The sequence below is a fragment of the Burkholderia sp. COPS genome (genome assembly GCF_019425585.1).
GTDB classification, from domain to species: Bacteria; Pseudomonadota; Gammaproteobacteria; order Burkholderiales; family Burkholderiaceae; genus Burkholderia; species Burkholderia cepacia.
The window spans coordinates 54793-69174 of the sequence record NZ_WIXR01000019.1; the positions used below are offsets into that span (position 1 = coordinate 54793).

Here is a 14382-nt window from a genome sequence, read left to right on the forward strand (position 1 = left end):
TGCCGATCGCCCGTGCCGCCTATCCGCAACCGACAGGAGTGCAGATGAACTCAGACGACAGTAGTCGATTACCGCTCGCCGGTGCGACGCTGCGCATCGCCCCTCCGGCTGCACCGCACGCGCCGGCGAGCGTTCCATCCCTCACCGATCCACAGCCGATCGCGCCTGACGCGACGCGGCGGGGAGCGCTCGTGCGTCGATAACGTCACGGTCGCTCCCCGCCCGCCGCCTCGTGCGCAAGGAGCGACTCATGACGACACGACACAACACCTCGCAGAAGAAACAGCGCGGCTTCATCAAGACCGGCGCAGGCCAGCAGAACGAACCGCGCATCATGCGCGTCGCGCAGGAAGCGGCCCGTCCGCTCGAAGACACGCTGAAGGCGCTGCATACCAGCACGCGCGGCCTCACCTACGACCAGGCCGCCGATCGCCTGCAGCACTACGGCCCGAACGAAATCGCGCACGACAAGCCGCCGCACTGGACGCGCCAGCTGCTGCTTTCCTTCCACAACCCGTTCGTCTACGTGCTGCTGGTGCTGGCCGCCATCAGCTTCTTCACCGACGTCTGGTTCGCCGCACCCGACGATCGCGACTACGTCGGCATGACGATCCTGCTGACGATGGTCACGATCAGCGCGCTGCTGCGCTTCGTGCAGGAATTCCGCTCGCTGCGCGCGGCCGAGAAGCTGAAGGCGATGGTCCGCACGACGGCCACCGTGCAGCGTTCCGTGACCGACACGTCCGAGCCGGCGCGCCGCGAAGTGCCGATGCGCGAAGTCGTGACCGGCGACATCGTGCACCTGTCGGCCGGCGACATGATCCCGGCGGACGTGCGCCTGCTCGCATCGCGCGACCTGTTCATCAGCCAGGCCGTGCTGACCGGCGAAGCGCTGCCCGTCGAGAAATACGACACGCTCGGCGCGGTGGCCGGCAAATCCGCGAGCTCGCCCGCGGACGGTGCGGCGAACGATGCATCGGCATCGCTGCTCGATCTCGAGAACGTCTGCTTCATGGGCACCAACGTCGTCAGCGGCACGGCGACGGCCGTCGTCGTCGCGACCGGCGAAGATACGTACTTCGGCTCGCTCGCGCGCAACGTCGTGAGCCACAAGCGCATCGAGACGAGCTTCGACCGCGGCGTCGCAAGCGTGAGCTGGCTGCTGATCAAGTTCATGTTCGTGATGGTGCCGATCGTGTTCATGATCAACGGGCTGACCAAGGGCGACTGGCTGAGCGCGCTCACGTTCGCGCTCGCGGTGGCCGTGGGCCTCACGCCCGAGATGCTGCCGATGATCGTCAGCGCGAACCTCGCGCGCGGCGCGGTCGCGATGGCGCGCCGCAAGGTCGTCGTGAAACGCCTGAACTCGGTGCAGAACTTCGGCGCGATGGACGTGCTGTGCACCGACAAGACCGGCACGCTCACGCAGGACAAGATCATCCTCGAGCATCACCTCGACCTGTCGGGCCACAAGAACGAGGACATCCTGCGGCTCGGCTGGCTGAACAGCTTCCACCAGAGCGGCCAGAAGAACCTGATCGACATCGCGGTCGTCGCACGTGCCGACGAGATCGGCGAGCGCGTGAAGCCGCAGGGCTACAAGAAGATCGACGAACTGCCGTTCGACTTCGTCCGGCGCCGCCTGTCGGTCGTCGTCGAGGATACGCGCGGCACGCACCTGCTGATCTGCAAGGGCGCGGTCGAGGAGATGCTGGCCGTCTCCACGCACGTGCAGGATGAAGACGGCGTGCGTCCGCTCGACTTCGTCGCGCGCAAGCGGCTGCTCGAACAGGCCAGCGCGTACAACGAGGACGGTTTCCGCGTGCTCGTGCTCGCGACGCGCACGATCCCGCGCGGCGACGAGCGCGAGCAGTACCGCACCGCCGACGAACACGACCTCGTCGTGCGCGGCTTCCTGACCTTCCTCGACCCGCCGAAGGAATCGGCTGCGCCGGCACTCGCCGCGCTGCGCGAAAACGGTGTCGCGGTGAAGGTGCTGACGGGCGACAACCCGATCGTCACGATGAAGGTATGCCGCCAGGTCGGCCTCGAACCCGGCAAGCCGATCCTCGGCACGGAGATCGAAGCGCTCGACGACGCGACGCTCGCGCAGGTCGTCGAACGCACGACGGTGTTCGCGAAACTGACGCCGCTGCAGAAGGCTCGCATCGTCAAGGCGCTGCAGGCGAACGGCCACACGGTCGGCTTCCTCGGCGACGGCATCAACGACGCCCCCGCGCTGCGCGACGCCGACGTCGGCATCTCGGTCGACAGCGGCGCCGACATCGCGAAGGAAACCGCCGACATCATCCTGCTCGAAAAGAGCCTGATGGTGCTCGAGGAAGGCGTGATCAAGGGCCGCGAGACGTTCGGCAACATCCTGAAGTACCTGAACATGACCGCGAGCTCGAACTTCGGCAATGTGTTCTCGGTGCTCGTCGCCAGCGCGTTCCTGCCGTGGGAGCCGATGCTCGCGACGCAGCTGCTCGTGCTGAACCTGATCTACGACACGTCGCAGATGCTGCTGCCGTGGGACAAGATGGACCCCGAGTTCCTGAAGAAGCCGCGCAAGTGGGAAGCCGGCAACATCAGCCGCTTCATGCTGTGGGTCGGGCCGACGTCGTCGGTGTTCGACATCACGACGTACATCCTGATGTGGACGGTATTCGGCGCGGGTGCGATGTATCACCTGAACGGCGGTTCGGGCGGCCAGATCGTGATGAACTCGGGCTGGTTCATCGAGAGCCTCGTGTCGCAGACGCTCGTCGTGCACCTGCTGCGCACGCAGAAGATTCCGTTCCTGCAGAGCACGGCCGCGCTGCCGGTGCTGCTGTCGACGTTCACCGCGATCGCGATCGGCTGCTGGCTGCCGTTCTCGCCGTTCGCGGAGTCGCTCGGCTTCATGCACCTGACGGGCACCTTCTGGCTGTGGCTCGCCGCGACGATGGTCGGCTATATCCTGCTCGCGCAGATCGTCAAGACGATCTACGTGCGCCGCTACAAGCAGTGGTTCTGATTCCGTTCGGATGACGATGTACCGGCCCGCGCAACGCGCGCGGGCCGGCCTTTCACGACGCTCTATCGGTAATGTGATGAAAAGAATCCTTCCGCTCGCCGCCGCGAGCGCACTCCTCGCACCGTTCGACGCCTATCCGGCTCACCCGCTCGTCAGCGACGATACGGGCACGCAGGGCAATGCGAACTGGCAGTTCGAGTTCAACGGCGAGGAAACCTCGAAGCAGGACGACAACGGCCGCCACCAGCTATGGAACGCGACGCTCACGCGCGGGTTCGGCGAACACGTCGACCTCTACGTCAACGCGCCTTATACGCATCTGCAAACACGGACCGACGAGAACGGCGCGGGAATCGGCGATGTCGAGATCGGCATGAAATGGCGCTTCGTCGAACGCGGGCCGCTGTCGCTCGCGCTGAAACCGAAGGTGACGATGCCGACCGGCAACGACGGCCGCGGGCTCGGCACCGGCCGCGTCGGCACCGGCGCGACGCTGCTCGCGCAAGCCGACATCGCTCGCTTCTCGCTGCTTGCGAATGCGGGCCTCGCTTACCAGCCGAATCGCCAGGGCGACCTGACGTCGATCTGGGCCGTGTCGGGCGCGGCGATCTACAAGGCGACCGACAAGCTGCAGATCGTGGCCGACATCGGCACGTCGCGCAACACGGAGCGCGGCGCCGGCGCGAATCCCGCATTCGCGATCGCGGGCGCGATCTATTCGCCGAAGCCGTGGCTCGATCTCGACATCGGCTACCGGCGCGGGCTGAACGACCAGACCTATCGTCATTCGGTGATGGGCGGCGTGACGGCGCGCTGGTGACACGCAGGTGTGCGGCATCGAACCGCATACCGAACCGCCAGACGACGGGCCGCTTCCAGCGGCCCGTTTTTCATTGCGCGTCGTTCGCGCCGAACAGTTGCGCGCACACGGCGCGCCCTTCGTCGGTCAGCGCGGCGCTGCCGGTACCGTCTTCGTTCAGCGTCGTCGCACTCAGGCCCGCGGCGTCGAGCTGCGTCAGCACGCGGCGCAGCGTGCTCATCGGCAGTTGCGCGCGTTTCGCGATCTTCGGCAGCGACCAGGTCTTGCCGGCCGGATCGCTCGCGGCGTCGTTCAGCGTTGCGAGCGTCGCGACGAGTGCGGGATCGAGCGGGGATTCGTCGGATTCTGAGGTCATCGGTTCGGTCCGTAGCAGACAGGTATTCATTCGCGCATTCAGCGCCGATTGCGGAGACTATATCGCTTCGTCCGTCAGGCTTCCTTGATCGCGGCACGCATGAACGACACGAAGCGCGTGGTCACGGGATCGTCGCGATCCGACCGCCACGCAAGCCCGACGCGCCACTTTGCATCCCGGCCATCGAGCGGCAGCACTGTCGCATCGCGCAGCAGGTACTGCGCGCGCGACGGAATGAATGCGACGCCGACACCGGCCGCGACCGACGTCAGCACCGACTGCACGTCCTCGGCCTGCTGCGTCACGTGCGGCACGAAGCGGCGCTCGACGCACCATCGATCGATCTGCGCGGCGAGCCCCGGGCCCCGCGCACGCTGCAGCGCGATGAAGCCGATCTCGTTGAGCACGTCGAGATCGGCCGGCACGCGCTTGAAGCCGAGATGCGGCGGCACCGCCAGCGCGAGCCCCTCGTCGATCACCTTGAACGACGACAAACCTTCGTCGGACGGCAGGCGCAGAAACCCGGCATCGAGCTTGCCCGCGCGCAGCCGGCGTGTCTGCTCGGACGACGACAGGTCGCTCAACGTGACCGCAATGCCCGGATTGCGGCGACGAAACTCCGCGACCCGCTTCGGCACGATCGTCAGCACCGACAGGCAAATGCCGAGCCGCAGATGCCCGCGCTGCCCGCTGGTCGCCTCCCGTGCGCGCGCGAGGATCTCGTCGGCATCGCGCACGAGCGCCTGCGCGTCGGGCAGGAAACGCTCGCCGAACGGCGTCAGTTCCGCGCCATGCCGCCCGCGCTCGAACAGCTTGCCGCCGAGGCTCGCCTCCAGCGCGCCGATCTGCTTGCTCAGTGCCGGCTGGCTCATGTGCAGCGCATCGGCCGCGCGGCTGAAATGGCACAGCTCGGTGACGGTCAGGAACGTACGCAGCAGTTTCAATTCCATTCTTAAAAGGAATCGTAACGATTGAAACATTCATTTTACCGATCGAATGCAATGACGTTCAATACGGGCATGCCCTTCCCCGGAACCGACTGTCATGCCCCTCGATCATGCCGCCGACTGCGTGGCCGACCAGCCGTGCGATATGGCCGTCGCGAACGAACGCACCGCCGCGGCCGATACGCGTGCGCCGAAACGTCGTGCCGAACGCAGCGACGGACGCAGCCGCCGTTTTCGCTTCGGCGATGCGCTCGACGACGCGCCGCCGCGCGTGGTAACGGGGTCGATCGCGATCAGTTTCGCGGTCGTGTCGCGGCGGAACTGGCCGCGTTAAGCGGTATCGGCCGCGCAAAGCCCCGCCATGTCGATCCGATACACGTTGCCGTCCGTGCCGACAACGTACAGCGCACGACCACGGCCGACCGCGCGTGCCACGCCCACCGGCGCCGAGCCACCATTCAGCATGCGATACGCGCGTACTACCCGTACCTGGCCATCGGTGCCCAGACGCACGAGCTGCAACACGTCGCGATCGCCGTATGCCCCGCACAACAGCGCCACGCATTCACCGTGTTGCGCTTGGTCTTCCATCACCGCGAACGCGTGACCGCCCTTGACCGGAACACGCCATGACGCAACAGGCTGCCGGTCGCGCAAGTGGACGAGCGCGAATTCGCTGTAGTAATACAGCCAGACGTCGTGGTCGCCTTGAACGTTGAGCGCATAACAGTCGTCGATCGGGCCCAGCCCCTCGGGCGGCGAGAACGCATGCAGCAGCTCGCCGCGCCGGCTCCAGGCGACCAGTCCGGGCGCCCCGACCGGCGCCTCCCAGCCGAAATTGCCGAAGACACCTTCGTCGAAATAGGATGTCCAGATCTCTCCCGTGCCCGTGACCTGCACGGACTGGATGCCGTCGCCCAGCAGTATTTCTCCGCAACGCGTGCCGTCGCGGCGATAGAGGCGGCCGTTCAGGTCGAAATCGTCCGGCCCGCGATAAGAGGATCGACAACAGACCACCAGCAGATCGTCTCCCACCGGCTGGATCTCGTGAATATCGAACGGTTCGTTGTCGACGACGAGATCGAGCAGCGTGTCGCCGTCCCGCCACGCAATCAAGCGATGGCGCTGCGCAGCCGAGGGCGTCGTGATCGCGAACGAAGCGCCGTCGGAGCGTGTGCGGTCATCGAGCGGTTCCAGTGCAAATGCCATGTACAACGCATCGTCCGCGCCGACGTTGAAGGCAACGAGTTCACCTGTCGCGGACAGGCTGTCGATCGATGCAAGCGGCAGCACGGGCAGCGCGTGCGGTTGGCGTGACATGGGTTCTCCTGACGATGAGCTCGCCATCTTGCCGGCCGTACCATCGTTTGTCACGCTGGCGCGGCATATCGACGCAAAACGCGGCACACCGCGGCGGCAGCCGGCAAAACAGCGCGCCGACGGCCAACCGCTATCGTCATCATCTCGCGAACGACCTTATAATTTCCCGCACCCGCTGACCGCCCATGCATTCCGCGCCGCCACCTCGCGCGTGGAAAGGAGACTTTCGCTTGACCGGCCTCATCGCGCGCGTGCCTCGCGCCCGGACCACGCTGATCCTCGCCCTCTCGTTCCTGCTGCTCGCGTTCGCCGCGAACGTGTCCGCACAGCGCGTGCAGCCGCATCGCACCGCGCAGGCCCACGCGCATCCGCACAAGAAAGCCGTCAAGAAGAAACCCCACCGCAAGCACAAGGCGGTCAAGCATCGTCGCCCGAGTGCGAAGCATCAGACGATCAAGCGTCACGCCGCCCCGGCCCCGCATCGCCGCGCCAAGCGCACGAACGCCGTCCGCCCGCGCCCGGCCGCCGCGAAACCGCGCCTGATGGCAAGCTGCGGCTACTCCCCGCGCGCGGTCAATACCCTGCATTCACGTGCGGCCTACGTGCTCGACGTCGACTCCGGCACGCCGCTGCTGGCGCGCAACGCACGCACGGTGCGGCCGATCGCGTCGATCTCGAAGCTGATGACGGCCGTCGTCGCGCGTGACGCCGACCGTCCGCTGAACGGCGTGCTGCGCGTCACCGCGCGCGACCGCGACACGATCAAGTTCACCGGGTCGCGCCTGCAGGTGGGCTCGGAACTGTCGCGCCGCGAGATGTTCCATATCGCGCTGATGTCGTCGGAAAACCGCGCGGCCGCCGCGCTGAGCCGCGACTATCCGGGCGGGCGCGCCGCGTTCGTCAACGCGATGAATCGCGAAGCGCGCCGGCTCGGCATGCGCCATACGCACTTCCGCGAGCCGACCGGCCTGTCGCCGCACAACGTGTCGACGGCCGAGGATCTCGCGAAGCTCGTCGGCGCGGCGGCGCAGGACCCGCTGATCCGCTATTTCTCGACGGATACGTCGACCACCGTGCGCCCGGGCGACGGCGAGCTGGTGTACGTGAATTCCGACCCGCTCGTCCGCTACCGCCGCCTGCCGATCCGGCTGCAGAAAACCGGCTTCATCAACGAGTCCGGGCACGGCGTCGTGATGCGCATGCGTGTGAAGGGCCGCCGCGAAACGGTCGTGCTGCTCGGCGCACCGACGCGTGCGGGCGTCTCGAGCGATGCCATCAAGATCCATCGCTGGCTGTCCTGCTCGATCCAGTGAGCGCGCGGGCGGCCGGCGCATTCACCTACGGGAGCGCAGCCATGCAGGACGAATACCGCTTCAACGCCTTCGGCCGTCTACTCGCCGTCGTGCGCAAGGACGGCCGCTGGGCCGTGTTCGATCTCGGCACCGAAGGCAAGCGACGCGCGGCCAACCTGCACATTCCGTCCGCGCTCGCCGCCGACGAACTCGCGCAATACCTCGGCGACCTGCTGCACGAAAACGCGACCCCGAGATACAACGAGGTCGTACCGGTCCCGCTCCGCGGCGCGTAACCGCACACCCTGCCGTACCTCGACCCGGCGGTCAATTCGACAGTTAAACTTGCAAGTTTAACTGTCGTGTTCTATGATCCGCCGCATGAACCCTCCACGCAAATCCGGCGTTTCCGCCGATATCGTCGCTGCCGACCTGACCCTCGCGGTCGGCCAGCTGATCCGCCGGCTCCGCTCCGCGATCGAATCCGACGGGCTCGGCATGTCCCAGACGAGCGCGCTCGCGCGACTCCAGCGGCACGGGCCGATGACGACCGCCGATCTCGCGCGCGCCGAAGCGATGAAGCCTCAATCGATGAAGGCGATTCTCGCGAGCCTCGAGGAAGACGGTCTCGTCGAGCGCGAACCGCATCCGACCGACGGCCGCCAGATCCTGTTCCGGCTGACCGCGGCCGGCCTCGACGCGCGGCTCAAGCGCAACGCCGCCAAGCACAAGTGGCTCGGCGCCGCGATCGAGCAGCTCGACCCCGCAGACATCGACACGCTCGCCGCCGCAATCCCGCTGATCCGCCGCATCGGCGAGCAGTGAACCCGGCCCGCGCGCCCCGCGGCATTCGCGCGCACGGCTTTCCTCGTCCCTTCCACGGAGCCCCCATCATGAGCGCAACCCGTCTCGACACGAACACGGCACTCGTCGTCATCGACCTGCAGAAAGGCATCGTCGCCCTCCCCACCGCGCACCCGGTCGCGCCGGTGATCGCCCACGCCCGCGAACTGCTCGACGCCTTCCGCAGCCGCGGCCTGCCGGTCGTGCTGGTCAACGTCGCGGGCGGCGCACCGGGCCGCACCGAGCAATCGCCGCCCGTGGCGCAGCTCCCCGCCGACTGGACCGAACTCGTGCCCGAACTGAACCGCCAGCCGAGCGACCACGTCGTGACGAAGCGGACCTGGGGCGCGTTCACCGGCACCGGTCTCGACGCGCACCTGAAGGCAGCCGGCGTCACGCAGATCGTGCTGGCGGGCGTCGCGACGAGCATCGGCGTCGAATCGACCGCGCGACAGGCGCACGAGCTCGGCTACAACGTGACGCTCGCCATCGACGCGATGACCGACCTCAAGGCGGACGCCCACGTCAACAGCGTCGAGCGGCTGTTCCCGCGCCTCGGCGAAACGGGCACGACGCAGGACATCGTCGCGCTGCTCGACCGGCGCGGCGCGTGAGCGACGAACGCATCCAGCCGGCGCCGGGCCACGCGGCCGGCCGGCTCGATCCGTCGATCTGGAAAGTCAGCACGGTCGCGACGCTCGGCTCGCTGCTGTCGCAGCTCGATGCGACGATCGTCAACGTGTCGCTGTCGAGCCTCGCGACCGACCTGCATGCGAGCCTGTCGACGATTCAGTGGGTGACGAGCGGCTACCTGCTCGCGCTGACGCTGGTGTTGCCGCTGAGCGGCTGGCTCGTCGACCGCATCGGCGCGAAGGCGCTGTATCTGTGGTGCTTCTCGGCGTTCACGCTCACGTCGGCGCTGTGCGGGCTCGCGTGGTCCGCACCGTCGCTGATCGCGTTCCGCGTGCTGCAAGGGGTCAGCGGCGGGCTGCTCGCGCCGATGGCGCAGATGATGATCGCGCGTGTCGCCGGCCAGCAGATGGCGCGCGTGATCGGCTACGCGGCCGTGCCCGTGCTGCTCGCGCCGATCCTCGGCCCGGTCGTGGCCGGCGCGATCCTGCAACATGCGTCGTGGCGCTGGCTGTTTCTCGTGAACCTGCCCGTCGGCGTGCTGGCGCTCGCGCTGGCCGCGCGGTTCCTACCGCCCGACCGTAACGACGCGCCACGGCGCACGCTCGACTGGGTCGGCCTCGCGTTGCTGTCGCCGGGGCTCGTGCTGTTCCTGTACGGCATCGAGCGGATCAACGAAGCGCCCGGCGTCGCGGCGATCGTCGTGTCGGCGCTGTTGCTCGCCGCCTTCCTGCGGGTCGAGACCCGCAACGGCGACGATGCGCTGATCGACCTTGCGCTGTTTCGCGGCAAGGTGTTCGGCGCGGCCGCGTCGACGCAGTTCCTGTCGAACGGCGCGCTGTTCGCGGGCCAGATGCTGATTCCGGTGTTCCTGATCCAGGCGTGCGGGCGCACGCCCGGCGAAATGGGCTGGCTGCTCGCGCCGATGGGCCTCGGCATGCTCGTCACGTATCCGTCGATGGGCGCGCTGACGAGCCGGTTCGGCGTGCGCCGGCTGGCCTCGGCCGGCGCGTTGCTCGCACTCGCCGCGACGCTGCCGTTCGTGTTCCTCGCGCTGACCGGCTACGATCCTTACCTGCTCGTGCCGGCGCTGTTCCTGCGCGGCATGGGCCAGAGCGCGATCGGCGCGCCGTCGATCGCCGCCGCGTATGCGTCGGTCGAGCGCCGCAACCTGCCGATGGCGACGACCTCGCTCAATATCGTGCAGCGTCTCGGCGGCCCGACGTTCACCACCGTGTGCACGCTGTTCCTCGCATGGCGGCTGCAGGTCGAATCGGCGGCGGGCGGCGGCACGCCGGCGAACGCGTATGCGTGGGCGTTCGGCCTGCTTTGCGTGCTGCACGCGGCAAGCGTCGTCACGACGCTGCGCCTGCCGTTGTGGTCGACCGGTGCGGGCGGGCAGCCGGCCGGCACCGCGCGCGCCGGTTCGCGCTGACCTTCGGGCGGCCGCACGACACGTGCGGCCGACCCGCTACGGCAGCCACATCGGCACGATCGAGATCACGAGCAGCACGCCGAGCGCCGCATTCAGGCAGTGCCACTGCCGCTCCGTGCGTAGCACCCGCGCGAACAGCAGCCCGGCGAAACACCAGAGCGACAGCGACGCCATCGCGGCCACGCCGAACGCCAGCCCGAGCAATATGCCGAGGCGGGCCGGGCCGGACGCGAGCGCGGCAAACGACGCGGCCGCGCCGAGCGTCATCGCCCAGCCTTTCGGGTTGTGCCAGAGCATCCAGACGCCGCTGAGAAATCCCTGCGGCCGGTGCACCTCGGCATCGAGCCGCGGTTTGCCGCCGCGCCCGATGCGCACGGCCAGCCACGCGAGGTACACCGAACCGACCGCCTTCATCACGAGTTGCAACGCGGGCAGCGCGAGCAGCACGCCGCCGAGCCCGGCCGCCGCCGCAGCGGCCATCGACGCCAGGCCGGCCGCGATGCCCGCCATCATCGGCAGCGAACGCCGGTAGCCGAAATGCGCGCCCGACGCAGTGGCGAGCGTCGTCGCGCCGCCCGGCGTCACGGTGGACACGATCACGAACAGCATCAGCGGCAGGTAGTCTCGGAACGGCACGGCAGCTCCCGGTTGGCGTCGTCGAAGCCCTGTTTTACGCGCGATCCCGCCATTACGACAGCGAAAGCTTTTTATGCCTGTCATTAGCGCTCATAATGCGTCGCATGGCACGTCATCTCGACCTCGCGCTGCTGCGCGCCTTCGTCACGGTCGCCGATCATCGCAGCATGACGGCGGCCAGCCGCGCGCTGCACCTGACGCAAGGCGCGATCAGCCAGCAGGTTGCGCGGCTCGAAACGCTGGCCGGCCCGCTGTTCGTCCGCGAGCACCGCAACCTGCTGCTCACGGCGGACGGCGAGCGGCTGCTCGGGCAGGCGCGCCGGCTGCTCGCCGTGCACGATGCGCTGCTGGCCGACATGACGGCCGGCGCGGTCGACGGCACCGTGCGCCTCGGCGCGCCGCAGGATCTCGTCGGCACCTGTCTCGCGCCGATCCTGAAGGGCTATGCGCAGGCGCATCCGCAGGTCGCGCTCACGCTCGTGTGCGAGGCGTCGCCGGAGCTGCACCGGGGGCTCGCGCAGGGCGAACTCGACGTCGCGCTGATCGAGGCGCCGGTCGGGCCGTCACGCGGCGAGTGCATCGCCGTCGACCGCCTGGTCTGGGTCGGTGCGAAAGGCGGCACCGCGTACCGGAACACGCCGCTGCCCGTATCGATGGTCGCGCCGACCTGCGCGTTCCGCCCGACGGTGCTCGACGCGCTGCGCGGCTGCGATCGCGCGTGGCGCACCGTGTTCGAGAACGGCAGCATCGACGCCACCACCGCGACCGTGCGCTCCGACCTCGCCGTGACCGCGTGGCTCGCGTCGACCGTGCCGGCCGACCTCGACATCCTGCCGGCCGGCAGCGGCCTGCCCGTGCTGCCGAACTTCGCGATCAACCTTCATCTGCCGCGCGGCCAGCACACGCCGGCCGCGACGGAACTCGCGCGCCACCTGCGCAACGGCTTCGCGCGCTTGCGTGCGGCCGCATAGGGCCGACGCTACACGGTGCCCGGCTCCTGCGGCGCCGGCGTCGTGCCGGCGGCCTCGAGCGCCTGGTGCAGCGTCGGGAAGATGCACGACGCGCCGACGATCTCCGTGATCCGGTGGCGATCCATGTCCGCGCGCAGGTAGCGGTTGACACGCCCGAACAGCACGCCGATCCCGCGCGCGTGCAGCATCCTGACGAGATCGGTCAGCGTGCGTGCGGCCGAATAATCGATGTCGGTGACGGCCCCCGCATCGACGACGAACCAGCGCGCCGGCACCGGCGCCGCATCGACGAGCTCGGTCACTTCGGCGGCGAACAGGTGATCGTTCGCGAAAAACAGGTCGGAGCCGAACCGGTAGACGATCAGCCCCGGCGCCGTCATCGCCCCCCGCCGCGTGGGCACCGGCTGCCACCTTCCGTTCCCTTCGACCGGTTCGAGCACCATCGTGTGCGGCTGGTAGCTGTGGCGCACGTGCCGCATCAGCGACAACGCGACGGCCAGCAGGATGCCGTGCTCGACGCCGACCGTCACGACGGCCACGGCCGTGACCAGCGCAAGCGTGAACTCGCCGGGGCTTTCCTTGCGGATCGCGGCGAGGCTGCGCACGTTGATCAACCCGAGCGCGATCGTGAACACGATGCCGGCCAGCACCGCATGCGGCAGATACTGCAGCGTCGTACTGAAGAACAGCAGGACCACCGCCACCACGGCCGCAAACGCGAGATGCCCGATCTGGCTGCGCACGCCCGCGCCGTCGGCCATCGCCGTCTGCGTCGGGCTGCCGTTGACGACGAACGCGCCCCCCACCGCCGCCGCGGCGTTCGCGGCCGCGAGGCCGAGGATGTCGGCATTGGTATCGACGTCCTCTCGATACTGCTGCGCGAACACGCGCGCGGCGGCCGCGCTCTGCGCAATGATCATCACGAAACACGATGCGGCGACCGGCACGAGATCGAGGAACTGCTGCCACGTGACGGACGGCCAGCGCAACGGCGGCAGCCCGCCCGCGACCGGCCCGAGCACCGCGATGCCGTGCGCGGCGAATCCGAACATGCCGCTCGCCGCGATGCTGCCCGCGACCGCGATCATCGGCATCGGCACGCGCGGCAGGAACCGCTTGCCGGCGAGAATCGCGACGACGACGAGCGCCGCGAGCGCGAACGTCGGCCGGTTCGTGTGGACGAGATGCGTGACGACGTAGTCGAGCTGCGCGAGGCTGCGCGACGCCGGGTACGGTACGGCCAGCCCGAGCATGTCGCCGAGCATCGCGATCGACACCTGCACGCCGACGCCGGCGAGAAAGCCGACCAGCACCGTGCGCGACAGGAAATCGGCGAGAAAACCGAGCTTGAAGATGCGCGCGAGCAGCAGCATCGCGGCGGTCAGCAGCGCGACCATGCCGGCCAGCGCCACGTATTCGGCGCTGCCGGCCGGCGCCATCGACGACAGCCGGCTCGCGAAGATCGTCGCGGTCGCGGAATCGGCGGCCACCACCAGATGCCGCGACGCGCCGAAGATCGCGAACGCGACGAGCGGCAGGAACACCGTGTAGAGGCCCGTGACGGCAGGCATGCCGGCGATGCGCGCGTAGCCGAGCACCTGCGGGATGTCCATCGACGCGAGCGAAATGCCCGCGAGAATGTCGCGGACGGCCCCGCCACGGCGGATCGGGAGGATGCCTTTCAGCAGCCGCACGCCTGACGGGCGGCTTTCGTTGGAATCTTGCATGCGTGAAGTGCGTGAATACGGGGTGACGTGGTTCGCGAAGTCGTTCGCGCATCGTGCCCCTGGCAGGCATCGCATGGCAAGTGCGCGAAGGCGGCACGTGTCGCTCACCGTCGACGGAGGGCCCGCGCGCCAAGGCGGACGGCACGTCGACAACCCTGCGACGCCCGCATGATTGCATGGATCGCCGTGCACGCGCACTGAAGCGCACAGGCCCGCCGCAGCGGCGTCGCGCCGATTCCGGACGAACCAGAGGCGCATCCGGGGACCCGCACGCGCACCGGCTTGCGGTGACGCGCTTTCGTCATCCGCCGTCACCCCGATTGCAGAGGAGACCTGCGCAATGGTGAGCCGATCCGGGAGCCGCGCGCCGCGCATTCACGGCGACGTGCC

General features: G+C 68.5%; 14 protein-coding genes. 9 read left to right on the plus strand and 5 right to left on the minus strand.

Annotated elements, in window-relative coordinates:
* The first annotated feature begins 250 nt into the window (after positions 1-250).
* Together mgtA and FOZ70_RS18710 are read left to right on the plus strand one after the other, a co-directional pair.
* A complete protein-coding gene (gene mgtA, locus FOZ70_RS18705) occupies positions 251-3016 on the plus strand; it encodes a magnesium-translocating P-type ATPase (protein WP_219706421.1) in 2766 nt (921 codons plus the stop codon).
* 76 nt (positions 3017-3092) lie between these two features.
* Entirely contained in the window at positions 3093-3836 is a 744-nt protein-coding gene (locus tag FOZ70_RS18710; protein WP_104766822.1) for a transporter, read from the plus strand.
* Positions 3837-3906: 70 nt separating this feature from the next.
* Here the strand turns inward: FOZ70_RS18710 and FOZ70_RS18715 are convergent, their stop codons facing one another.
* Both FOZ70_RS18715 and FOZ70_RS18720 read right to left on the minus strand, forming a co-directional pair.
* Complete coding sequence (locus tag FOZ70_RS18715) at positions 3907-4191, minus strand: hypothetical protein (protein WP_021162049.1); 285 nt, start codon at positions 4189-4191, stop codon at positions 3907-3909.
* A gap of 74 nt (positions 4192-4265) precedes the next feature.
* Entirely contained in the window at positions 4266-5141 is an 876-nt protein-coding gene (locus tag FOZ70_RS18720; protein ID WP_048022479.1) for a LysR substrate-binding domain-containing protein, read from the minus strand.
* A 94-nt stretch (positions 5142-5235) separates the two neighbouring features.
* Here FOZ70_RS18720 and FOZ70_RS18725 point away from each other — a divergent pair, with 94 nt between their 5' ends.
* Entirely contained in the window at positions 5236-5472 is a 237-nt protein-coding gene (locus FOZ70_RS18725; protein ID WP_219706422.1) for a hypothetical protein, read from the plus strand.
* On the opposite strand, the gene FOZ70_RS18730 is transcribed toward FOZ70_RS18725, so the two are convergent.
* Positions 5469-6458 carry a hypothetical protein gene (locus FOZ70_RS18730; RefSeq protein WP_219706423.1) on the minus strand — a complete coding sequence of 330 codons (990 nt, stop codon included), beginning with the start codon at positions 6456-6458 and terminating at the stop codon, positions 5469-5471. The two genes, FOZ70_RS18725 and FOZ70_RS18730, sit on opposite strands and share 4 nt — an antisense overlap.
* 230 nt (positions 6459-6688) lie before the next feature.
* On the opposite strand from FOZ70_RS18730, the gene FOZ70_RS18735 reads away from it, so the two are divergent.
* The 5 genes from FOZ70_RS18735 (at position 6689) to FOZ70_RS18755 (ending at position 10658) form a co-directional block, all read left to right on the plus strand.
* Positions 6689-7771, plus strand: a complete 1083-nt coding sequence (locus tag FOZ70_RS18735) for a serine hydrolase (protein ID WP_021162053.1) — start codon at positions 6689-6691, stop codon at positions 7769-7771.
* Between the two features lie 41 nt (positions 7772-7812).
* Entirely contained in the window at positions 7813-8046 is a 234-nt protein-coding gene (locus FOZ70_RS18740; protein WP_021162054.1) for a hypothetical protein, read from the plus strand.
* 73 nt (positions 8047-8119) lie between these two features.
* Positions 8120-8575: a MarR family transcriptional regulator gene (locus tag FOZ70_RS18745; protein ID WP_021162055.1), complete on the plus strand. Its 456-nt coding sequence runs from the start codon at positions 8120-8122 to the stop codon at positions 8573-8575.
* A 68-nt stretch (positions 8576-8643) separates the two neighbouring features.
* The gene (locus FOZ70_RS18750) at positions 8644-9207 is read left to right on the plus strand and encodes an isochorismatase family protein (RefSeq protein ID WP_048022483.1); all 564 of its coding nucleotides are present in this window, start codon (positions 8644-8646) and stop codon (positions 9205-9207) included.
* The gene (locus tag FOZ70_RS18755) at positions 9204-10658 is read left to right on the plus strand and encodes a DHA2 family efflux MFS transporter permease subunit (RefSeq protein ID WP_175849878.1); all 1455 of its coding nucleotides are present in this window, start codon (positions 9204-9206) and stop codon (positions 10656-10658) included. The genes FOZ70_RS18750 and FOZ70_RS18755 overlap by 4 nt, the downstream gene beginning before the upstream one ends.
* 36 nt (positions 10659-10694) lie before the next feature.
* On the opposite strand, the gene FOZ70_RS18760 is transcribed toward FOZ70_RS18755, so the two are convergent.
* Positions 10695-11294, minus strand: a complete 600-nt coding sequence (locus tag FOZ70_RS18760) for a LysE family transporter (RefSeq protein WP_082160829.1) — start codon at positions 11292-11294, stop codon at positions 10695-10697.
* Between the two features lie 95 nt (positions 11295-11389).
* Here FOZ70_RS18760 and FOZ70_RS18765 point away from each other — a divergent pair, with 95 nt between their 5' ends.
* Positions 11390-12265 carry a LysR substrate-binding domain-containing protein gene (locus FOZ70_RS18765; RefSeq protein WP_124466766.1) on the plus strand — a complete coding sequence of 292 codons (876 nt, stop codon included), beginning with the start codon at positions 11390-11392 and terminating at the stop codon, positions 12263-12265.
* 8 nt (positions 12266-12273) lie between these two features.
* Here the strand turns inward: FOZ70_RS18765 and FOZ70_RS18770 are convergent, their stop codons facing one another.
* On the minus strand, positions 12274-13992 hold the full coding sequence (locus tag FOZ70_RS18770; RefSeq protein WP_219706424.1) for a SulP family inorganic anion transporter: 1719 nt from the start codon (positions 13990-13992) through the stop codon (positions 12274-12276).
* Between the last annotated feature and the right edge of the window lie 390 nt (positions 13993-14382).

Coding starts and splice junctions, on each gene's coding strand:
- mgtA (WP_219706421.1), top strand. CDS start 251: ATGACGACACGACACAACACCTCGCAGAAGAAACAGCGCGGCTTCATC.
- FOZ70_RS18710 (WP_104766822.1), top strand. CDS start 3,093: ATGAAAAGAATCCTTCCGCTCGCCGCCGCGAGCGCACTCCTCGCACCG.
- FOZ70_RS18715 (WP_021162049.1), bottom strand. CDS start 4,191: ATGACCTCAGAATCCGACGAATCCCCGCTCGATCCCGCACTCGTCGCG.
- FOZ70_RS18720 (WP_048022479.1), bottom strand. CDS start 5,141: ATGGAATTGAAACTGCTGCGTACGTTCCTGACCGTCACCGAGCTGTGC.
- FOZ70_RS18725 (WP_219706422.1), top strand. CDS start 5,236: ATGCCCCTCGATCATGCCGCCGACTGCGTGGCCGACCAGCCGTGCGAT.
- FOZ70_RS18730 (WP_219706423.1), bottom strand. CDS start 6,458: ATGTCACGCCAACCGCACGCGCTGCCCGTGCTGCCGCTTGCATCGATC.
- FOZ70_RS18740 (WP_021162054.1), top strand. CDS start 7,813: ATGCAGGACGAATACCGCTTCAACGCCTTCGGCCGTCTACTCGCCGTC.
- FOZ70_RS18745 (WP_021162055.1), top strand. CDS start 8,120: ATGATCCGCCGCATGAACCCTCCACGCAAATCCGGCGTTTCCGCCGAT.
- FOZ70_RS18750 (WP_048022483.1), top strand. CDS start 8,644: ATGAGCGCAACCCGTCTCGACACGAACACGGCACTCGTCGTCATCGAC.
- FOZ70_RS18765 (WP_124466766.1), top strand. CDS start 11,390: ATGCGTCGCATGGCACGTCATCTCGACCTCGCGCTGCTGCGCGCCTTC.
- FOZ70_RS18770 (WP_219706424.1), bottom strand. CDS start 13,992: ATGCAAGATTCCAACGAAAGCCGCCCGTCAGGCGTGCGGCTGCTGAAA.